Origin of the sequence: Flagellimonas nanhaiensis, from assembly GCF_003382275.1 — a bacterium.
Taxonomy (GTDB): Bacteria; Bacteroidota; Bacteroidia; order Flavobacteriales; family Flavobacteriaceae; genus Flagellimonas; species Flagellimonas nanhaiensis.
This window is the reverse complement of record NZ_QTJX01000003.1, coordinates 352,375-373,981: the sequence shown is the minus strand read 5'-3', so window position 1 is coordinate 373,981 and position 21,607 is coordinate 352,375. Positions and strand designations below refer to the sequence as shown.

23 protein-coding genes are annotated in these 21,607 nt (G+C 39.3%); 7 read left to right on the top strand and 16 right to left on the bottom strand.

Annotated features, from left to right (window positions below; genetic code table 11):
• Window positions 1-201: 201 nt before the first annotated feature.
• The gene (locus DX873_RS14580) at window positions 202-966 is read left to right on the top strand and encodes an alpha/beta fold hydrolase (protein WP_116185202.1); all 765 of its coding nucleotides are present in this window, start codon (window positions 202-204) and stop codon (window positions 964-966) included.
• A 2-nt stretch (window positions 967-968) separates the two neighbouring features.
• Window positions 969-1,583: a ribosome biogenesis GTP-binding protein YihA/YsxC gene (gene yihA, locus DX873_RS14575; protein WP_116185201.1), complete on the top strand. Its 615-nt coding sequence runs from the start codon at window positions 969-971 to the stop codon at window positions 1,581-1,583.
• Here yihA and DX873_RS14570 read toward each other — a convergent pair.
• Window positions 1,556-1,942: a GTPase gene (locus tag DX873_RS14570; RefSeq protein WP_116185200.1), complete on the bottom strand. Its 387-nt coding sequence runs from the start codon at window positions 1,940-1,942 to the stop codon at window positions 1,556-1,558. The two genes, yihA and DX873_RS14570, sit on opposite strands and share 28 nt — an antisense overlap.
• A 108-nt stretch (window positions 1,943-2,050) precedes the next feature.
• Here DX873_RS14570 and DX873_RS14565 point away from each other — a divergent pair, with 108 nt between their 5' ends.
• Complete coding sequence (locus tag DX873_RS14565) at window positions 2,051-2,545, top strand: hypothetical protein (RefSeq protein ID WP_116185199.1); 495 nt, start codon at window positions 2,051-2,053, stop codon at window positions 2,543-2,545.
• A gap of 7 nt (window positions 2,546-2,552) precedes the next feature.
• Here DX873_RS14565 and gldC read toward each other — a convergent pair whose 3' ends face one another.
• A complete protein-coding gene (gene gldC / locus DX873_RS14560) occupies window positions 2,553-2,885 on the bottom strand; it encodes a gliding motility protein GldC (protein WP_116185198.1) in 333 nt (110 codons plus the stop codon).
• Window positions 2,886-3,875 (bottom strand): gliding motility lipoprotein GldB, encoded by a 990-nt coding sequence (gene gldB, locus DX873_RS14555; RefSeq protein ID WP_116185277.1) that lies wholly within the window; start codon window positions 3,873-3,875, stop codon window positions 2,886-2,888.
• Between the two features lie 66 nt (window positions 3,876-3,941).
• On the opposite strand from gldB, the gene nadE reads away from it, so the two are divergent.
• Complete coding sequence (gene nadE, locus DX873_RS14550; RefSeq protein WP_116185197.1) at window positions 3,942-4,730, top strand: NAD(+) synthase; 789 nt, start codon at window positions 3,942-3,944, stop codon at window positions 4,728-4,730.
• 149 nt (window positions 4,731-4,879) lie between these two features.
• Window positions 4,880-5,509 carry a response regulator gene (locus DX873_RS14545; protein WP_116185196.1) on the top strand — a complete coding sequence of 210 codons (630 nt, stop codon included), beginning with the start codon at window positions 4,880-4,882 and terminating at the stop codon, window positions 5,507-5,509.
• Window positions 5,510-5,561: 52 nt separating this feature from the next.
• Here the strand turns inward: DX873_RS14545 and dnaG are convergent, their stop codons facing one another.
• A complete protein-coding gene (dnaG, locus tag DX873_RS14540; protein WP_116185195.1) occupies window positions 5,562-7,532 on the bottom strand; it encodes a DNA primase in 1,971 nt (656 codons plus the stop codon).
• A 201-nt stretch (window positions 7,533-7,733) separates the two neighbouring features.
• Here dnaG and DX873_RS14535 point away from each other — a divergent pair, with 201 nt between their 5' ends.
• On the top strand, window positions 7,734-8,033 hold the full coding sequence (locus DX873_RS14535) for a 7(1) septoil knot domain-containing protein (RefSeq protein WP_232520948.1): 300 nt from the start codon (window positions 7,734-7,736) through the stop codon (window positions 8,031-8,033).
• A 35-nt stretch (window positions 8,034-8,068) separates the two neighbouring features.
• Window positions 8,069-8,305: a zinc-ribbon domain-containing protein gene (locus tag DX873_RS14530; RefSeq protein WP_116185193.1), complete on the top strand. Its 237-nt coding sequence runs from the start codon at window positions 8,069-8,071 to the stop codon at window positions 8,303-8,305.
• Here DX873_RS14530 and DX873_RS14525 read toward each other — a convergent pair.
• The 12 genes from DX873_RS14525 to rsgA all read right to left on the bottom strand — a co-directional run bounded on the left by DX873_RS14525 (window position 8,300) and on the right by rsgA (window position 21,529).
• Window positions 8,300-9,400 (bottom strand): hypothetical protein, encoded by a 1,101-nt coding sequence (locus DX873_RS14525; protein ID WP_116185192.1) that lies wholly within the window; start codon window positions 9,398-9,400, stop codon window positions 8,300-8,302. The two genes, DX873_RS14530 and DX873_RS14525, sit on opposite strands and share 6 nt — an antisense overlap.
• An 83-nt stretch (window positions 9,401-9,483) precedes the next feature.
• Window positions 9,484-10,209: a hypothetical protein gene (locus tag DX873_RS14520; RefSeq protein ID WP_116185191.1), complete on the bottom strand. Its 726-nt coding sequence runs from the start codon at window positions 10,207-10,209 to the stop codon at window positions 9,484-9,486.
• A gap of 11 nt (window positions 10,210-10,220) precedes the next feature.
• Window positions 10,221-10,790 (bottom strand): RNA polymerase sigma factor, encoded by a 570-nt coding sequence (locus DX873_RS14515; RefSeq protein ID WP_116185190.1) that lies wholly within the window; start codon window positions 10,788-10,790, stop codon window positions 10,221-10,223.
• Window positions 10,791-10,883: 93 nt separating this feature from the next.
• Window positions 10,884-11,858, bottom strand: a complete 975-nt coding sequence (locus DX873_RS14510; RefSeq protein ID WP_116185189.1) for a polyprenyl synthetase family protein — start codon at window positions 11,856-11,858, stop codon at window positions 10,884-10,886.
• Between the two features lie 134 nt (window positions 11,859-11,992).
• Window positions 11,993-13,033, bottom strand: a complete 1,041-nt coding sequence (rlmN, locus tag DX873_RS14505; RefSeq protein WP_116185276.1) for a dual-specificity RNA methyltransferase RlmN — start codon at window positions 13,031-13,033, stop codon at window positions 11,993-11,995.
• A 76-nt stretch (window positions 13,034-13,109) separates the two neighbouring features.
• The gene (gene queA, locus DX873_RS14500; protein WP_116185188.1) at window positions 13,110-14,159 is read right to left on the bottom strand and encodes a tRNA preQ1(34) S-adenosylmethionine ribosyltransferase-isomerase QueA; all 1,050 of its coding nucleotides are present in this window, start codon (window positions 14,157-14,159) and stop codon (window positions 13,110-13,112) included.
• 86 nt (window positions 14,160-14,245) lie between these two features.
• Entirely contained in the window at window positions 14,246-15,475 is a 1,230-nt protein-coding gene (gene aroA, locus DX873_RS14495) for a 3-phosphoshikimate 1-carboxyvinyltransferase (protein WP_116185187.1), read from the bottom strand.
• 69 nt (window positions 15,476-15,544) lie between these two features.
• Complete coding sequence (locus DX873_RS14490; RefSeq protein WP_116185275.1) at window positions 15,545-15,871, bottom strand: nucleotide pyrophosphohydrolase; 327 nt, start codon at window positions 15,869-15,871, stop codon at window positions 15,545-15,547.
• 277 nt (window positions 15,872-16,148) lie between these two features.
• The gene (locus tag DX873_RS14480) at window positions 16,149-18,158 is read right to left on the bottom strand and encodes a transglutaminase family protein (protein ID WP_116185185.1); all 2,010 of its coding nucleotides are present in this window, start codon (window positions 18,156-18,158) and stop codon (window positions 16,149-16,151) included.
• Window positions 18,159-18,161: 3 nt separating this feature from the next.
• Window positions 18,162-20,057, bottom strand: coding sequence for a DUF3857 domain-containing transglutaminase family protein (locus DX873_RS14475; protein ID WP_116185184.1), 1,896 nt, complete (start codon window positions 20,055-20,057; stop codon window positions 18,162-18,164).
• Window positions 20,058-20,138: 81 nt separating this feature from the next.
• Window positions 20,139-20,591, bottom strand: coding sequence for a D-aminoacyl-tRNA deacylase (gene dtd, locus DX873_RS14470; RefSeq protein WP_116185183.1), 453 nt, complete (start codon window positions 20,589-20,591; stop codon window positions 20,139-20,141).
• Complete coding sequence (gene rsgA / locus DX873_RS14465) at window positions 20,591-21,529, bottom strand: ribosome small subunit-dependent GTPase A (protein WP_116185182.1); 939 nt, start codon at window positions 21,527-21,529, stop codon at window positions 20,591-20,593. The genes dtd and rsgA overlap by 1 nt, the downstream gene beginning before the upstream one ends.
• Window positions 21,530-21,607: the final 78 nt, after the last annotated feature.

Here is a 21,607-nt window from a genome sequence, read left to right as displayed (position 1 = left end):
AAACCCACATTTGTTGATAAATTCTCCACTTTTCGGATGAAAAACGGATTTTAATCGATAAAACTTATCTGAAATAGTACAGAGCGGTCAAATGCCCAGATATGTGTTGGGATAAAATCCTATTGTATTGACCTGCAAAACCTAAAAATCGTGTGATCTTAATTGCCTATATTTGCCGTCTTAAGACCAACTAGCTAATAGATGGAAGAACATATTATCGAGGAAGGAAAATACCGATACATAGAAGAAGGAGAAGGCACCCCCATGATCATACTGCATGGTCTTATGGGCGGGTTGAGTAACTTTCAGGGAGTTTCGGAATATTTTCCATCCAAAGGATATAAAGTATTGATTCCCGAGCTTCCCATCTATGACATGCCCATGCTCAAGACCACGGTAAAGAATTTTGCCAAATTTTTAGAGGGATTTATTGAGTACAAAGGTTTAGAGGACGTCATTCTTTTGGGGAATTCTCTGGGAGGCCATATTGGCCTGTTGCATACCAAGATGTTTCCTGAAAAAGTAAAAGCCTTGGTAATAACCGGAAGTTCTGGACTTTATGAAAGTGCCATGGGTGATGGTTATCCCAAAAGAGGGGACTATGAATTCATAAAAAAGAAAGCCCAAGAGGTTTTTTATGACCCGGAGGTCGCCACAAAAGAGATTGTAGACGAAGTGTTTGCCACTGTTAACGATAGAATGAAGTTGGTAAAGACACTTGCTATTGCAAAAAGTGCCATTAGGCACAACATGTCCAAGGACCTGCCCCACATGAATACGCCCACTTGTATAATCTGGGGAGAAAATGATACTGTGACCCCACCCAACGTAGCCAAGGAGTTTCATGAGCTTTTACCGGATTCGGACTTGTTTTGGATTCCCGAATGCGGCCACGCTCCCATGATGGAACATCCAGAGGAATTCAATGTTATTTTGGAGGCCTGGTTGGCCCAACGTAATTTCTGAGTATGAAAATCACTTCTGCGGAATTTGTCATGAGCAATTCCAACGTGGCCAAATGTCCCAACGAGCCACTGCCAGAATATGCTTTCATAGGGCGTTCCAACGTTGGAAAGTCATCTTTGATCAACATGTTGGTGGATAGAAAAGGTCTGGCCAAGACTTCTGGAAGACCGGGCAAAACACAACTCATCAACCATTTTAGAATCAACAAGAACTGGTTTTTGGTGGATCTTCCCGGATATGGATACGCACGTGTCTCCAAAAAGGACAAAAAAACTTTTCAGAAATACATAACGGAATACTTCCTAAAGCGGAAACAACTGGTCAGTGGTTTTGTTTTGGTGGATATCCGCCACGATCCCCAACCCGTTGACCTGGAATTTATGGAGTGGCTGGGTGTAAATCAAATTCCGTTTGCCATTGTTTTTACCAAAGCGGACAAACTGAAACCCAATTTAGTTGAGAAGCAGGCCAACGCCTATTTACAAAAATTGCTGGATGGTGTGTGGGAGGAAGTTCCTCCCCATTTCATTACATCTTCATCGCAACATATGGGCCGCGAAGAATTGTTGAACTATATTGGAGACATCAATCAAGAGTTTTTCTCATCTTCTTCTTGATTCATTCTTTTATTGATTAAGGATATCAAGTTTTTTGAGGTCTTTATTTCTTCAAGCTCTTTGTCAGAAATCAACACTTCCAAACCTCTTTTACCTTCGGTAAGTATAATTGGAAAGATAAACTTGTGACCAAATTTGCTTGCATATTTTTTCTGAAATTCATCTTTGTGCAAAAATTCCATTTGATACGCGCCCTGCTCCCTAAACTTTTTCCACTCTTGATTCTCTCCAACCAATCCATGAGTAATGCTGCAAAGGCCGCACTGATAGGTAGATGGACTAAAAGCCTTGTGGATACTATCCAAAATTGCATTCCTGATTCCAGATTCAGCGTTATAAACAAATACTAGTCTCTGCATTGATTCTGCTTTAATTCTTTTAGTTGACAACTTAATCTAAGCCCTCTTCGGTCAAGATTTATCTATTTTGTCGAATTTTTCTTTTTCTTTATACAGCAATTCAATTTTATGGAACAATCGGTAAAGTTTACACCTTCCGGATTCATCAGAACACTATCCATTCTTCACATAGCACTTTTGGCAGGCCCGACTCTCATCGGAGGTATATTTTATTTTCAAAGCAAAGAGACCCATTTCAGTTTTAATGATACGGAAGATGTTTTTTTAATAGTGGTCCCGGTTTTTGCCATAAGTGGACTTTTCTTGAGCGATTTTATATTCAGACAACTCATCAAAAAGATTCCGAGCAAGGACAGTCTGAGACAGAAATTGGCTCGTTACCAATCAGCATCCATTATAAAATATGCATTGTTGGAGGGACCAGCAATTTTTGGGGCAGTGGCGTTTTTCAACACCCAGAACCTTGCCTATTTATTAATTGCAGGCATTTTGGTCCTCTATTTAGCATTGCAATACCCCACTAAGGACAAAATTGAGCGAAACTTGAACTTACGGGGAGAGGAAAAATCCCAATTCAATAGACCAAATCAACCTCTGGATTAGCCAAAAATTACTTTAATTCCAGCTTTTCTGCGAAATAATCGCAAAAATCCTTCATGGTAGCGGTCATCTTTTCATCTTGGGTTGCCTTCATAAATGTATCCGCCATGGTTACCAGGGTTTGATGAAAGAAGATTTTCATTTCATCCACCGGCATATCCTTGGTCCACAAATCAATTTTTAGGGATTCCCTATTTTTGCTATCCCACACGGAAAGCATCATGGCCTTGGCTTCTTCGTTTTCAACACCACCATCCTGCGCTGTCCAGTTCAATTCTTCAGGTACTCGATTTTCATCAAGTCCAACTGTCAATTTTATTTCTGAAGTATGTGCTACTGCCATCTATCTTTTTGGTTTATAATTTGATTTTTTAAGAATTTCGTCTGCTGGAACATCCAGTAATTGTGTTAGGGCAATATCATTCTTTTCCATAAATGCCCTAACAATCTGCCATCCCATATATCGTCCCAAACGTCCTGGAGATTCATTGTCCAATTCCAATTGGAATTTTGAAAAGGGAGCGGGATCCAAGAAACGTCTATCCAATTTTGAATCTGTGCTATACAATAATTCCCTTTCTACAAAATAGCGCCAAATCTGTTCTTCATTGGCCTGGGCCCAATCCATTTGTTCCTCGCTATATCTTATTTTTTGCCCATCCGATACCAAAGGGAGCAATTTGTCTTTGAGATATAACTCCTTTCCATAATAGACCATTCTTGAAAGAAAGGTACGGTTCCTTGGGTATTGCAATATCTTCTTCGAAAAGGCGCTGGCTACATCAGAGGTTAAATACTTTTTATCCAGTTCTGCCGCAACATATTTTTGGATACTCCTATAAAAATGATGGTCCTTTCCCAGATAGTTGTCCAGACCCAATAACAACAATGTATCTGTAAGGATTACCCTATCCGCATACCTAACATCCGAAGTAAGGGTAACCACCTTGGGTGGTTTAAAACTGGGAAAATGGTATTTGATATGTTGAAAAAGTGACCGTAGGTCCTCTTCTTCTTTTTCAAAATTGCCAAAAGCGGCATCAACTTCATTTGAAAGTTCTATTTGAACGGTATCCATAAGTTTATCGAACCAAATACTATCAGAGAACTGCTCTGGAAATAGATACGGATAGGTTAATTTCAACTTTGGAATGTCTGAAGGTTTGGCATTTGCAAACTCTTTATCAAACCTGGAAACAACCAAATCAATAGGGATTTTTTCTATTTCGGAAGCTGTTTTATCCCTCTCTTCGCAAGAAGAAAACACAAGTAGTGCAAGAAAAAACATGGAAGCCAATGGTGGTTTGATAAAGTATTTTGTCAACCTCTTCATTTTTAAGGTAGCAGCGTTTAAATTTATAGCCCACAAAGGTAATTTATTGAATCTAAAAAGTAAGGTATGCAAACTGAAAAGGTAATAGCCCATATTGTTGAATGGTTGAAAGATTATGCCACAAACGCCAAATGCAACGGTTTTGTGATCGGTGTTTCAGGCGGAATTGATTCTGCCGTCACCTCAACCCTTTGTGCCAAGACAGGGCTGGACCTTTTATGTATAGAAATGCCAATACATCAAGGAGAAAATCAAGTTACACGAGCAGATAAACATATTAATTGGTTGATGGAACACTTTCCTAACGTAAAACGCCAACCTGTGAATCTAACTCCAGTTTTTGATAGTTTGGTTGCTTCCTTACCTAAGGTAGAGAACGAAGAAGATAGGTTTATGTCACTTGCCAATACTCGCGCCAGATTGCGCATGACCACTCTCTACTATTTTGCGGCTTTAAAAGGATATCTGGTTGCCGGCACCGGTAACAAGGTAGAAGATTTCGGCATTGGTTTTTACACTAAATATGGGGATGGAGGTGTAGATTTAAGTCCAATTGCTGACTTGGTAAAAACAGAAGTTTATGAACTGGGCAAGACTATGGGGGTAAACCAGGATATTATGGACGCACCTCCTACAGATGGTCTTTGGGGAGACAGTAGAACGGACGAAGATCAAATTGGGGCATCCTATCCAGAATTGGAATGGGCTATGGACATGGCTGACCAAGGCAAGGGTTCAGAAGACTTTTCAGGAAGGGAAAAAGAGGTTTTTGACATCTATAAAAGGTTCAACTCTGCCAATAAACATAAGATGATTCCTATACCAATTTGTGAAATTCCCGCACATCTTAAATAACCTTTTGACCGAAAAACCCCAGTTTAAAACGAAAAAAACCCCAAAAAAACTGTGGTTTTAAGAAAAAAATTACAGTTTTACGTCTCCAAATTGTTATCTTGCCAGCTGTGTTGTGTAAGTAATTAAGTACTAAACAAAACTCAAACCGAATGATTAAAGTATTAATAGCCGACAACCATCCCATAGTTCGACTTGGAATAAAGCAGGTGCTCGAATCAAGCTCAGATATCGAGATTATTGCCGATGTTTCCACGACTACAGAACTTTTTGAGGCTTTGGAAAAGGTTACCCCTGACGTAGTGATTCTGGAAATGGATATTCCAGAGATTAACGGAATAGCCACCTTGCGCAAAATGAAGCAAGAGTTCCCTAATGTAAAAACCTTGATGTACAGCGGACAGTCTGAAGACGTCTATGCATTGAGCACCATTAGAGCAGGTGCTTACGGCTACTTATCAAAAAATGCGGACCTAGATTACATTGTTGGCGCCGTAAAAAAGGTCAGCGAAGGCAATATGTTCATTACCAATGAGCTTGCCCAAAGATTGGCCTTTGATGAAGGAACACAAAAACCTCGAAGATTCTTTAGAAAACTTTCTTCTAGAGAAGTGGAAGTATTAAAGTTATTGGCCAGCGGAAAAAGAAACAAAGAAGTTGCCGAAGGCTTAAACTTGAACGAAAAAACTGTAAGTACCTACAAAGCCCGTTTGATGAAAAAGTTGAACGTGGACAATCTAGTAGATTTGTTACAGCAGGCCAAAGCTTTGGAACTGTACTAAATTCTTACATTCACAACACTTTAAATCCTGGGTTATCCCGGGATTTTTTGTTTTAAGAAAGTACGCGGTTCAATTTGGCGTTCAACAACTTGTTCAACTGTAGGTAGTTTACGATCTCTTCCAAAACCTCGGAGTTGTCCCCATTATTATCCTGGGTACGCTCCTGTAATTTTTGAATACGGTTTTTAATCAAGTTACAGCGCAAACTCAGTATGGTCTCACCAACCAACTGGGCAACTCCAAGCCCCTTTTCTTTTGGATAGATGTCCTTCCGCTCCCAGTCATGAAGTTCATATTGTTCATCTTCCATTAAAATGGAAGATACTTCGGGAATCATTTCTTGATCCAGCTTTGACAAAAAGGAGTTTATGGTAAAATCTTCCTTCTCGTTCAAGTCTTCAATCAGTTTGTAATAAATATCCCTGAACTGTTTATTGGACAGTTCAATCTCATCTTCCTGCAAATCCAGAAAAACTTTTTCAAACACCCGTGCTTCAACAATTTCCGGTTCCAAAACCAGCTCACCCTCATCATTTTCCTTAAGCACCAAATCTTCAAACTCTTGCTTTGAGTTCCCATAGAGCAAGAGCATTTCAATAATCTTCCTCTCCAATTGGTATTGTACATCTACCTTCTCAACCGGTTCATTTTTCACCACCTCAAAAGCCTTCTGCTCCTGCTTCAGTCTTTTGTTGGTGTCCGCAACCTGTTTTTTATCGATTTGAGCCAAGGTATTGTACAGTACTTCCTCCGAAATCTGCATAATCTTGGCGCACTCTTGAATGTACACTTCCTTTTTGATCCTATCCGGAATCTTACTGATACTGTTTACGATATCTCGTATGGTATCGGCTCGTTTTATTGGGTCATTGGCCGCCTCTTCGGCCAAAAGTGAAGTTTTGAACTGTATGAAATCCTTGGTATTTTCTTCCAGGTACAGAATCAAATCTTCATAGGTGTTGTTCTTGGAAAAGCTATCTGGGTCTTCTCCTTCGGGAAAAGTGCAGATCTTTACGTTCATGCCCTGTTCCAAAATAAGGTCTATCCCTCGAAGTGAGGCCCGCAAACCGGCAGCATCCCCATCAAAAAGTACGGTAATGTTTTTGGTAAGACGATTGATCAATCGGATTTGCTCCGGGGTCAATGCCGTTCCGCTAGAAGAAACTACATTTTCAACACCCCTTTGATACATCTGGATAACATCCGTATACCCTTCAACCAAATAGCAGTTATCCTCCTTGGCAATGGCCTGTTTGGCAAAATAAATTCCATAGAGCACTTTGCTCTTGTGATAAATTTCACTTTCAGGAGAGTTTAAATATTTTGCCGCTTTTTTATCATTGATCAGTATCCGTCCACCGAAACCAAGCACACGGCCACTCATAGAGTGGATTGGAAACATAACCCTACCTTTAAATCGGTCAAACTTTCTGGTTTCGCCACCCGCTTGTTCTTTCACTATGGTCAACCCGGTCTTTTCCAGAAACTCCAACTGATACCCCTCTTTTTGCGCAGCCTTGGTGAACGCTTCCCATTCATCTAAACTATATCCCAGTCCAAATTTTTTGATAGTCTCGTCAGTGAAACCTCTTTCTTTAAAATAGGTCAGTCCTATGGCCTTGCCAGGTTCGGTTTCCCAAAGCGTGTTGGAGAAATACTTTTGGGCATATTCCGAAACCAGGTACATACTTTCCCTTTCATTGGCCTGTTCCTTTTGTTCGTCGGTCTGCTCCGTTTCCTCAATTTCAATATTGTACTTTTTGGCCAAATACTTGATTGCCTCGGGATAGGTAAAATGTTCGTGCTCCATTAAAAAGGCCACCACATTTCCACCTTTTCCGCTACTAAAGTCTTTCCAAATTTGTTTTACCGGAGACACCATAAAACTAGGGGTACGCTCATCGGTGAATGGACTCAAACCCTTAAAATTGGATCCCGACTTTTTTAACTGTACAAAGTCTCCAATCACCTCCTCTACCCGAGCGGTTTCATATACTTGATCTATGGTGGTTTTTGAAATCAATGCGATTTATTAAGTAGCCTTTAAAGGTAAATAAAAACAAGGTTCTGTCAAGCAAATAACAATGGCCCAATAAATATTTGGCACTTTTATTGTTTATCAAACACTTGAAGTATCAGAGAAGAAAAATACCAAATCTATTTCTAAATCATAATGAAAAATATACTCTCAACTTTTGTCATATTATTGCTTACGCAATCATTAATGTCCCAACAAATTTTCAGTGTTGATGCCGATTATAAATCAGATATTAACGTATTTGAAACAGACAGAGACTATAAAGCAGACCTTTTAGTATACAAGGTAAGCTCTGATTACAATGCAGACGGGAATAATGGACTTTGGTTTTTTACTGATCGGGACTACAAGGCTGAGATTGAGGTCTTCTTTGTGGATCGAGACTACAAAGCGGACCTTATAGTCTACTTTGTAGACCGTGAATACAAAGCAGGTTGGAGGGACACCTCAAAAAAATGTCTGCTGGATGCACTTCTTGAAAAATGATGTAATCCAGTATCTTTATACCATACTTAATCCACATGATTTTATTCTTCGGTACAAGACCCGGCAAAAAGGAAACCAAGAAACTGCATGGGGCCGCATGCCCACATTGTCATCAAAAAGATACCTTGACCGCAGTTTCCCAGCCCAATTATGCCCATGTGTTCTGGATTCCCATTTTTACCCTTAAAAATGTGAGCTATGCTGAATGTTCACATTGCAAACGGGTCTATTACAAAGAGGAATTTACCCCAGAAATGGAACGTGCATTATAAATCGAACCGAAGGCCCAAGGAAACATTGTTCTGTTTAACTGAAGGTCCATCAAAGATTTGTGTCAGTTCGTATTTGAAATACAAAGACATATCCCCGAAACCAGCATAACTACTTAATCCAAAGATTGTTCTTCTATTTTGGGAATTGTTTCCGGTTGCATAAGTGGCCAATAAATCTTTTCTACTGGCTATAAACACTTTCTGACGGTTTGAATAGTTGAATCCGAAGTACCCACCAATACCAAATTTGAAATTGTTATGCTTATCAAATCTGGTGTAATTTCCGTATTCTTTCTTTTCGGCCTCTCCAAACTCTAAATGCAGGGGAATAATAAAACTATCCATCCTATACTTTGATTTAAACAGCTCTCTAGGTTCACCGTTTTCATCGGGCAATGTGGTCAAATTCACTCTTCGAATTCCAAATTCATCTATATCAACATCAAAAAAGCGATTCTCCGTGGGCTTCAAACCATTAAACTGAAAGGAAAAACCATATTTAAAACGCAGCCATCCTTTATTTCTAAAAACCCTCGTATTCCATGCATAGCCTATTTCAAAAAAACGGCTTCCAAAAAATTTATATGGTGAATCGGCAAAAGACTCTCCATGAATCAGTGCATTGTTGAGCCCAAAAGCCAAAACCAGATCTGAATATGTTTTTTTATCATATTTCACATTCCTGTTCCTACGGGAAACATGTATTCCGAATATAAAATCATCATCATTGTCCAATTCCAAAGCGAACTTTTCATCTTTACTTAGACTATCAACTTCGATCAATTTTCCTTCATTTCTCTGAAGTAAAGAGATCTTATTGTCAATTATCGCAATTCGCTCTTCAATGTTCAAAGCTCTTTTTTTGGCTACTTCAGCCTTTAAAAGTTTGGCTTCCGCAAGAGTTAGGTCACCTTTTTCCATGCGACGGTTAATATCCTTCACTTCTTGCTTTAGGGCTTGCTTTTCTTGAATCTCTATGTTTTCCTTTTGGGCATTGAGCCGTTCAATCTGGCGTTCGTACTTCTCCTGTCCCAAGACGTTTTGCGATATAAATATTACTAGTACTACCGCTAAATACTGTGTGATTGATCTCATGTCTGTTTTTGGTCTTATCCCTTTTACCTCCCCTCTCCCTATAGGAGAGGAAAAGCAAAAAGCGTTCTTGATTGATGAATAAATTAATTGTTTCGGTCGGCCAAGGCTGTTCGCGTTTTGAAGTACCGTTCCTTTAGTTTTTTATAGATTTTTTCTTTGAATGAACCATTTAGTTCGTCTTCCACTTCAGCTAAAAGGGCCATGGCATCCACATTTCCATCTTTGGCCAATACTTTTTCTGTAAGAATCTGTTGTTGTGCGGCCCTCAACAGGGAATCTACTTCAGCATTACTCACTTCGATGCTGCTGCTTTCAAGAATCTGTACTTGAGCTATAACCTCTTGGATTTTTTCTTGTATTAAATCTTCAGATTCGGTCAACAAAAACTCTTCCTTATCTTGATTCACTGCGACTTTCACTGCTTCAACCTCTGAAAAATTCTCAGAGGCCACCACATCTTCAATGGTTTGATTTCCCGATTTTTCTTTTGATTCTGTTACGACAACCGCTTCGGAAGGGGAATTTTCAAAATCCACATTCTCATTTTTAGATGTACCCCTGTCCTTTGGCTGTTCATTTTCATTTACAATCTCTACAGACTCTTCTATAGGGTTATCATCTTTAAAAATCAGCGAAGAAATCAAAAGTATCCCTACAAAAACTGCCGCTGCAACATACAGGTACCAGCCTTTTCTTGAACTTTTTCCTTTTGTATTTATCTGGGAAGATACTTTCTCCCATGAGCCTGCGGAAGGTACGATCTCTCGTTTCTCCAGTTTTTCTTTGATGTGCTTTTCCAACTTTTCCATACTTCTACCTTTTAATCCCTCGATTTAACCTTGGGAGACATCCCTTTAAGTTTCAGGTTTTCTTGGAGCATTTTACGGGCCTTGAACAATTGTGACTTGGACGTTCCTTCTGATATTTTCAGCATTTCGGATATTTCATGGTGTTTATAACCCTCAATGGCATATAACAGAAATACCATCTTGTATCCTTCGGGAAGTGAATCGATCAAATATTGGGCATACTCCATATCCAATAAACTTTCCCTATTATCCAATTCCTTGGGTTGGGACTGACATACCTCATCATCATAGACCACAAATTGTTTCTTCCGTAAAAATGATATGCATTCCCTTACCATGATGGTCCTAAGCCACCCTGCAAAGCTTCCTTTATGACCAAATGAATCCAGTTTATTGAAACCCTTTACAAAGCCATTGATCATTACATCCTCCGCAAATTGGACATCCTTAATGTATTGCCTACAAATGCTCAACATTTTGGGAGAGAACCGATCGTATAACATTTTTTGCGCATGCGAATCGCCCTTCAAGGACTTTTTGATCAAATCATTTTCGTTATAGTATACGGGTATAATCTTCAAAAGTGCTTTGGTCTGTTTCTATATATGAAGACGCTCCTAGAGCCGGAAAAGTTGCCTGAATTATTATTATGCAGAAAAAATACCAAAAATTGGTTATTTTTTTCGGTCTACGACGTAATTGACCATTAAGGTAAGGGAACTTTTATAGGCCGAGTCGGGGTAATTATCCAATATAGCCAAGGCTTCATCTTTAAACTGGAGCATCTTTGCCACAGCATATTCCAATCCACCCTTTTCTTTTACGTAAGCAATGACCTCCTTTACCCTTTTTTTGTTTTTATTGTGCTTTTTGATGGAATTGATAAGCCATCGTTTTTCTTCCTTGTTGCTCTGATTTAGGGCATAAATCAATGGAAGGGTCATTTTTTGTTCTTTAATATCAATTCCTGTAGGCTTTCCTATTTGCTCGGCTCCGTAGTCAAAAAGATCATCCTTTATCTGGAAAGCCATTCCACAGAGTTCACCAAACCTCCTAAATGTTTCCACTTCTTCAGAGTCTGGTTTTACTGAACAGGCTCCCATGCTACAGCAGGCTGCGATCAAAGTAGCCGTTTTTTGTCTTATGATATCGTAGTAGACCTCCTCGGTAATGTCCAACAGTCGAGCCTTTTCAATCTGCAACAGCTCTCCTTCGCTCATATCCTTTACCGCATCGGAAATAATATGCAACAAATCGTAATCTTTGTTTTCCAAGGCAACCAAAACCCCTTTCGAGAAAAGAAAGTCGCCCACCAAAACCGCTATTTTATTCTTCCATAATGCGTTGATGGAAAAAAATCCTCTACGTTTATGGCTATCATCCACTACATCATCATGGACCAGGCTTGCCGTGTGTATGAGTTCAATGATGGAAGCTCCGCAATATGTTCTTTCATTGACCTCACCGTTAAGCAGTTTGGCAGTAAGGAACACAAACATTGGACGCATTTGCTTACCCTTTCTGTTTACAATGTAATAGGTGATCCTATTGAACAATGCTACCTTGGAAGACATGGACTTATGAAACTTTTCCTCAAAAAGTTTCATTTCCTGTTCTATGGGTTCCCTTATTTGAGAGACTATCTTCAATGTAATGGGTTTGGCTTATTTGATTTGATGACTTAAATGTAGGGAAAATGGAAGAGTTGGTAATGTTATAGGCACAGTTTTAAGCTTGACTACGCAAAGCTTCGGTAAACAACGAACAAATTCGACCTGGACCATTAACTTTTATTTGCGAGTTGCCCACAGGCAGCATCAATATCCTTTCCACGTGATCGGCGTATGGTTACAGTGATTCCATTTTTCTCCAGTGTGCTTTTATAAAGCTCAATAGCTTCGTCTGAAGCCTGTTGGAATTCTCCATCATCAATGGGGTTATACTCAATAAGATTAACCTTAGAAGGGGCAAACCTGCAAAACTTGACCAAGGCATCCACGGCTTCCTGATTATCATTAATCCCCTTCCAAACTACATATTCGTACGTGATTCTGTTCTTGGTCTTGCTGTACCAATACTGTAGAGCTTCACGTAGGTCTTTTAGAGGAAAAGTGGCATTGAAGGGCATAATTGAAGTCCGGACCTCATCTATTGCCGAATGAAGTGAGACCGCCAAACCGAACTTCACCTCTTCATCAGCCATTTTTTTAATCATTTTTGGAACCCCAGAAGTGGACACAGTAATCCTTTTTGGAGACATTCCCAATCCTTCTGGCGATGTAATCTTCTCTATTGCCTTCAGCACGTTGTTATAGTTCATCAAAGGCTCACCCATACCCATGAACACAATGTTACTCAACGGACGATTATAGTAGAGCCTACTTTCTTTGTCAATGGCCGCAACTTGATCGTAGATTTCATCAGCATTTAGGTTTCGCATGCGTTTGAGGCGGGCCGTGGCACAGAACCTACAATCCAAACTGCACCCAACCTGACTGGATACACAGGCGGTGGTCCTAGTTTCTGTAGGAATCAAAACTGATTCAACCACAAGACCGTCATGGAGTCGCACCGCATTTTTAATGGTGCCGTCCACACTACGTTGCATCTGGTCCACCCTTATGTGGTTGATCACAAAATTATCATCGAGCATTTTTCTGGTTTCCAAGGATATATTGGTCATAGCATCAAAAGAGTGCGCAGATTTTTGCCATAACCATTCATATACTTGGTTGCCTCGGAAAGCCTTGTCTCCTTGGTCCACAAAAAAATCCCTCAATTGTTCTTTTGTTAAAGCCCGTATGTCCTTTTTGGTACGTTCCACAGAGGTAAAGATAGTCAAGAAAAAATCCCGTTGATTTTAGAATCAAACGGGATCTTCACTATACTGTTTTGCTATTTTAAAGAATTAGCATGGCATCTCCGTAGGAATAAAAACGATATCCCTCCAAAATAGCCTGTTTGTATGCTTTTTTGATCAAATCATGACCTGCAAATGCCGAAACCATCATCAATAATGTTGATTTTGGCAAATGGAAGTTGGTAATCATACAATTTGCAATACTGAAATCATATGGGGGAAAGATGAATTTATTTGTCCATCCTTCAAAAGTATTGAGGGTGTGCTCAGAGGAAACAGCACTTTCCAGCCCCCTCATCACTGTGGTTCCTACAGCGCAAACTTTTCTTTTATCTGACTGGGCCTTATTTACAATTTCCGTGGCCTTCTCATCTATCACCAATTCCTCACTATCCATTTTATGCTTGGACAAATCTTCTACCTCAACAGGGTTAAAGGTTCCCAAACCAACATGCAAGGTCACCTCTGCATATTCAATTCCCTTTATTTCCAATCTCTTCAGTAGATGTTTGGAAAAATGCAGCCCTGCCGTAGGTGCAGCAACGGCTCCTTCATACTTGGCATAAATGGTCTGATATCTTTCCTCATCTTCAGGCTCCACATCCCTTTTAATGTATTTAGGCAATGGCGTCTCACCCAATTCCCTAAGTTTTCTTCTAAAATCGGTATACGAACCATCATATAGGAAACGTAACGTTCTTCCTCTGGATGTAGTGTTGTCTATAACTTCGGCAACCAAACTCTCGTCATCTCCAAAATAAAGTTTGTTTCCAATCCTGATTTTTCTGGCCGGGTCTACCAAAACGTCCCACAAGCGTTGCTCTTGGTTTAGTTCCCTTAGCAAAAACACCTCGATACGGGCTCCTGTTTTTTCTTTGTTACCATATAGTCTTGCAGGAAATACTTTGGTATTGTTAAGCACCATAACGTCTCCTTCATCAAAATAATCAATAAGGTCCTTGAACATTTTATGTTCAATTTTTCCAGAATCCCTGTGAACTACCATAAGTTTGGATTCATCCCTATTTTCTGCGGGATATTCTGCCAATAATTCTTTAGGTAATTCAAAGTTGAAGTTTGATAATTTCATGTAGACTTTTTTTGGTTTTTTTTAAAGAGGGCAAATATACAACCTGGCAATAGGGGATGTCAAGTAATTTGGTGATTAAATGTCAATTACACGTTCACAATTTTGAAACCGAGAATCTCAAGATCATTCCAAAAATCAGGGTATGATTTTGAAACAACTCCTGCATCGTTAATTGTAATGTCCCTTTTAAGGCCCAGTGGAGCAAAGGCCATAGCCATTCTATGGTCATTATAGGTATCAATAGATACTCCCGGAACAATACTTTTTGAAGGTTTTAACGTAAGACTTTCAGCATCAATTTCGACTTCTGCTCCCAACTTGGTAAGTTCAGTTTTTAGGGCAGCCAAACGATCCGTTTCCTTGATTGGAAGAGTATGGAGTCCCGTTAAGTGACACCCCATGCCCAGCCCCAAACATGTAACAGCAATGGTTTGTGCTGTATCCGGTGCATTGGACAAATCGTATTCTACAAATTGGATGTTGTTTTCCGAGGTCTTCCGTAGCGTAATCAGATTACCTTCAAATATGGTCTCTACACCAAAGTCTTTATAAAGCTCTGTCAACACACTATCGCCCTGCAACGAATTTTCTTTATAAGAGGATAGTTGAACTTCGCTACCGGGATTGCACAAAGCCACAATGCTATAAAAATAACTGGCCGAGCTCCAATCCGATTCGACCACTAAAGTGGTTTCTTTTACTTTTTCTTTTGGGTACACTCTAATTTGATTGCCCTCAAAAGAAGTCTGCACTCCAATTTGTTCCAAGAGGGCCAAGGTCATTTTAATGTATGGAACCGAAGTAATCTTTCCAACAAGCTCCAATTCCAGACCATTCGCTAAACTAGGTGCAATTAAAAGTAGTGCAGAAATGTATTGGCTGCTTATGTTTGCCGGAAGGGAAACTTTGTTTTTCGCAAGTTTCTTTCCTATAATTTTTATGGGCGGATAGCCCTCATTTTTTTCGTATTGAATTTCGGCACCCAACTCACGAAGTGCCTCCACCAGTACTTTAATAGGACGTTCCTGCATTCGCTGGGAACCTGTTAACACCACTTTTCTATCTTCTTGGGAAGCAAAGAATGCCGTTAAAAAACGCATTGCCGTGCCCGCGTGATGGATATCCACTACGCCTGAGGTCTTTTTTAAACCCTTTTGCATAACCTCACCATCATCAGAATTGGAAAGGTTTTCTATAGCTATTGTTGGGAACAGGGCCTGTAACAGCAACAGACGATTGGTCTCGCTTTTGGAACCGGTAATCTTAATCGATTTGCTAATAGTTCTTTCTTCCGGAAAGGAAAGTTGAAGTTTCAATGGTGTTTGGTTTGATTAAAGACCCAAAGCTAGAAAAAAGCCTTTTAATGAAATCTTAGGACAGCAACTTTATTTGAGCTTTTTGTTATTTTGATGACGATCATGGTCCCTTTTTGCTTTGAGGTCCAGTTTCTTGTCGAAAGCTTCTTGCAAATCTATCCCAGTCTGATTGGCCAGACATAGGACCACAAATAGGACATCGGCCAATTCTTCGCCCAAATCTTTGGCTTTGTCCGACTCTTTTTCACTTTGCTCCCCATAACGGCGAGCTATGATTCGTGCCACTTCCCCTACCTCTTCGGTAAGCTGGGCCATATTGGTAAGTTCATTAAAATATCGAACCCCATGGTTTTTTATCCATTCATCAACTGCAAGTTGTGCATTCTTCACATCCACCTTAATCAATTTAGCTTTAAAGTTACTATGGTTTCAAAACAAATTTAGGAACCTAAATCCTAAACTCTACATTTTTTCCAACACTAAAAAACTATTGTTCTGTATATGCACGGCATTTTCAAACAATTCTTTTATGTACAGATACCCTTCACTAGAATATTGGGTTGCTTTCAATTTGACATCAAAAAAAACAGTCACTATGTCCTGAGCTTTGGTACAGCTGAACTGAAGACTTCCACTTTTATCTGGTAAAACCAGACGTATGGTTTTGGACAGCTTAAATTTTGGACAATACCATTTTTTCGGCCTCTTTTTCAACCATTTTTTTGTAGTATTCCTTCAATATGTCATAATAATTGGCTGGAAAAATAGCTGATGCCAATTGCATGGATACATTGACATTTACCTGGCTTCCTTGAGCTACAATCTGGTATGAAAAGGTTCCTAATTTTTCAGGTAGCTGTACAACTGAGCTTTCTGGTAGGGATTCAATCTTGTATCCTTCTGGAATGGTCAACCCTATCATACACTTCTTCTGTCTTGGAAATATAAAATCTACTGGGTACTCACGTTTTTCCATCTTAAAGGGATTTTGGGTTTCCGCCAAGAAAAGCATAGGTTTTACATAAATCTTATCTCCCATTATCTCACATTGACCTTCGTTGGCAAACTCACATGTCTCTATCAATGGTTTGGACAACTCCTTTTCATTTTGAAGCGCATAAGAGGATATTTCCATTTCTCCATGTGTATTTTCCATCTCCTCCAAATAGGTTTCCTCATCTGTTTTTGAAAGTTTACCTCGAGTGGAAAGTGCAAACTGATTGAAATATTGAGTCCTTGATTTACCTTCTACAGAGCCATCTTCATTGATTTTTGCATTCAAATAATGAATCTCCCTTGATGGTTGATCGGGAATTAAATTCACTTGTGATGAACTTCCATCTTTACGAACAAGTCTACCCATCCAATTCAGTACGCGATTGGGCAATACATCTGGGTAGCTGTTCTTCTCTGTGGCATCAAAAAGAATTACATCATCCTGGACTTCAATTCCTGAGACAACATAGTTGAACCCATCCGTTGTGGGAAAAAGAGGTATACCATTGGACCTTGTACTCACCAAAACAGGATTTGCATTTAGACCTGCATACCTGAACATAGAGGTGAGCATTAAATTGATCTCGGCTACATTACCTGAACCTTCTTTGTAAGCCTTTTTTACACCATCTTCACTGCAAGTGGCTCCGCTGTAGTCATCCCATGTCATTTTCGATTTTACAAATTCAAAAATCAACATGGCCTTTTCCATATTATCTGTTTTACCTGCAATAAGATTGTCTATATCTTCTTCAAAATATCTGGTCTTGTCCAATTCCGTACCAAAACTATTGAAATCGTAAATGGACTTGGCAACCCCTTCCCAAGAAAGACTATAGTTTTTATAGGGGCTATTAGGAAATTGAGTAGCAGCTAATTCAAACTTGATTGCCGCCCTGTAGTTGTCAATGTTATTGGTAAAAGCTTCTTCTTTTAAAGAAGGTAGATTTTGGGTATTTACTTGATAAACGGTTTCGTAAAAATCCAAAGAACCGGACTTACGAGAAGTTCTTGCCATATATCCACTTTGATCCTGGGATCGGTAAGACACATTTATAGATCTATTTTCCCTGGACTCTCTAACATCAATAGGATAGAAACCTTTACTGTATTTTTTAAAAATAAAATACTGTGGAATATCCAATCTTATATCCACAACATTTACTGGAATATCATATTGAAACCAAAAATCATCCATATACCAAAAAAGTGGCGAGGAGACCTTGTATTCAATATCCAGCACACTTCCTTCCTTGACTTCCGGCATTGTGATAGAGGCTTTTCTTCGATATTTATTGACCTCTTCAATAAAAATTCCGTCTTTTTTCAATTTTTCACTTACAACTTTGCCATCAACCAGGTTAAAGGTCACTCCCTTTACCCCAGAGATCCTCTCTTCATCTCCACCCGAAACATAAAGTGGGACTTGAAGCGTGGCCCAATCAAAACCTTGTTTGTTATATATTTTCACCCTGTAATGGGCCTCTTTGGTCATGGACCACCCATTTTCATAGTTGTATTCGTAATAAACCCACTCTTTTTTGTACAGGATAGCTGCAGCTGCATCCGCCTCGATCGGATGTACCGTCTCCGAGACTTCCTCCTTGGAAACTTTTCCGAACTTTACCTCGTTCGCAAAAATCACATGAACACTTGCTAATAGTAAAAGGAATAATTTGAACTTCATTATTTATATTTTGGTTAGAATAATTCGTGAGTTGTCGTAGCGCGCTACTTGTTTTCTGAAATCCCTGTACAGTTTGTAGTCTTCCTTCGTATACCTTCCGGATTTCGCCAAAAATCGCCTTTTGTAGACCAAGATACCTTGCTCTGTCTCTTCTATACTGATTTCGTAACTGCCAAATTTGGTTTCCAGTTTGGTAGGTGGAAGCAGGGTTTCTGGTTTGTACCCTTGAGGAATATGAATAACAAACTCGTCTTCATCCAAGTACCCTCTTGATATTAGAAGGTCTCTTTTTCTATTTCTACTCCTTTCCGGTACTTGGAGATCTCTGTTGACCAAATTGGGTGAAAAGAGCAATTTTCCATCTGTTTCCGAAAGGTAACCTTCTGCACTTATCTCCACATTTTCTAAAAACTCAATCTTTTCTCGGTCATTTTTGAAAGTAATCTCTCCTAGTGATAGATTATTTATATAACCCCAGTAATCTTTGTAAAACTCTTCCTTTTCCAGTGCAGATTTTATTGTATGCCTGAATTTTTGATTGTACTGGATTCCCTTTGAAAGAATTTCCACATTTCCCTTCACACTTCCATTTACACTTGCAAATATTTCTGCCTTGGTATGTTGATAGCTCTCTTCATCCAAATATTGATGTGTTTTCACAATTTCACCACCGTTAGGGGTAATCTTGAGAACATTTCTGTTATCTGAAAAGGTCCCTAAATGGTTTACCGGGGTAATCTGACTTGTACACTCCAACCACAAATCCTTTCCATCTATAGGAACATTTAAAAAGGCATGATTTCCTTCCATCGAGGTAAAATCAGGGTCCATATGACGCATTTGTCCACCTGCATGAAGTACTGTATAAAATGACTCTATCCCAACAACATTTAGCAGTGCCATGGTGTAATTTGACAGCCCTTTACAATCTCCATATTTTACCCGATCAACTTCTTCGGCACTTATGGGCATCCATCCCCCAATACCAAGTTGGACACTAATGTAACGGGTATTATCTTGGACATATTCATAAATCTTTCTGACCTTCTCATACGGATCATTAATATCCTTTACAAGTTTCCGCACCTTGTTAATGGTTTCCGGAGCCAATTGATCCCTACCTAGAATCAGTTTGTCATAAATCCATTTACCAAACTCTTTCCAGTTACTGGCTGAACCGTTGACCCCTTCCAGGTGAAAACGATCAAGGGCAATTTTTACATTTGGGGCAAATTCAGCAAACGGCGGAGAAAGAGGTTCCCTTTTAAGCGCCTTGATATTTGTTCCCGAATAACTAACCTGATTGGTTGTTGCATCCATTTCAATGGGAAAAGCATCAAAGTTTGATTCTTTATGTCTAAAAGGGATTCCACATTCAACTTTAAAAGAATATTTGCTTTTCTCAACGCTTACTCGATATCCGTCCAAAAAACTCCACGGTGGGGCGAATGCTGTGTCGGGGGTAGTATACGTCTTGGTAAACTCAACCGTATAGGGGTACTCATTAGAGGTATACCGCATAAACAATACTCGCGAATCAGAATACAATGTACCTCCGGCAACCGCACTTTGATCCAAAAAGTCTCTTTTTTTGATTTTTTTGACTTCCTCTCCCTGTTTGTTGTAAATCTTTGCCTCTAATGAATTTATCTTATCATTGTCATCATAAAAGGCAAAAGCGTGTATATACCTATTCCCCTGCTCGTTTAAAACAGTGACCACTCTTTTGGAGGATATGTGCATTTGGTCCTGAGCGGTAACCACAATGCTCATTTCATCCAGCCGAACTACCGCATCAGCATTTTTAAGAAGTTCTTCAGGGATGTTATGATAACTATAGTCTTGTGAAAAAGAAAATTGTAAACCAAGAAACAGGAGCAATGGGACGATAACTCGCATTAACAATGGTGGTTTGTATTGGTTGGTAATTAAACGATGAATTTCTTACAAAGTAAGAAAACAAATTTGACAAAAAAATGATTATTCTCTTTTTTTGGTGTCGATTATTATCGTAACTGGGCCATCATTCAATAACTCAACTTTCATGTCAGCCCCAAAAATTCCAGCACCTACCGTTTTGCCCAAATTTTGTTCTAAGAGTTGTATTACTTCCTCATAAATGGGAATTGCAACTTCCGGTTTTGAAGCCTTTATATAGGACGGACGATTTCCTTTTTTTGTAAGGGCATGCAGGGTAAACTGGCTTACTACAATGATTTCCCCATCCACATCCAGCACGGATTGGTTCATTATCCCGTCCTGATCATTGAATATGCGTAGGTTCACAATTTTTTTGGACAGCCATTCCATATCTTCTTTTCCATCAGCGTCTTCTATGCCCAACAGAACCAATAGGCCATTGTTAATTGAAGAAATAACACGCCCTTCTACAGTTACACTTGCCTTAGAGACTCTTTGAATTACTGCTCTCATTATCTTTCTCTATAGGTGTTTTCTTCGTCTCCCGTAACCATTTGCACATAACTTCGATATCTACTCCAAGCAACCCTATCTTCTTCCAGAGCTTGCTTTATAGCACATTTAGGTTCATCCAAATGTAAACAGTTGTTGAACTTGCATTCTGACTTTAGTTTGAAGAATTCGGGGAAATAATCCCCTATTTCGTCCTGTTCCATATCTACAATGCCAAAACCTTTTATACCAGGAGTGTCAATGATTCTTGCCCCAAAAGAAAGGTCATACATTTCTGCAAATGTAGTAGTATGTTGTCCTTGTAAATGCTGTTCCGAAATTTCCGCTGTCTTAAGTTGAATTCCAGGTTCCAAAGCATTGACCAAAGTGGATTTACCTACCCCGGAATGACCTGAAAACATGCTGGTCTTATCTAACATTAACTCTTTTACCTTATCTACATTCTCTCCTTCTTTTGCAGCTATTTCTAAGCAATGATACCCTATATCCTGATACAACTTGACCAAATAATCCACCTCGACCATCTCATCCTCATCGTACAGGTCCATTTTATTGAACAGCAGTACAACCGGGATATCATAAGCCTCTGCTGTTACCAAAAATCGATCAATAAAGCTGGTAAAAGTAGTTGGATTGTTCAGGGTTATCAATAAAAACACCTGGTCTAGATTTGCGGCTATTATGTGGGTCTGTTTGGATAGTTTTACCGATTTTCGGATGATATAGTTCTTTCGTTCCTTGATCTCTTTGATTATACCCGTCGTTTCATCACCAATCTGTTCCAAATCAAAAACAACATGATCTCCAACAGCAATGGGATTGGTACTTTTGATTCCCTTAATACGGAACTTACCCTTGATACGACATTCAATAAAATCCCCTTTCTCCGATTTAACGGTGTACCAGCTTCCGGTTGATTTATAAACAGTTCCCTGCACTATTTGTTCATATTTTCTCTACAAAGAAACAATAATCCTGCTTTTTGTGCGTCTATCTTTGTTAACAGTATTAATAAT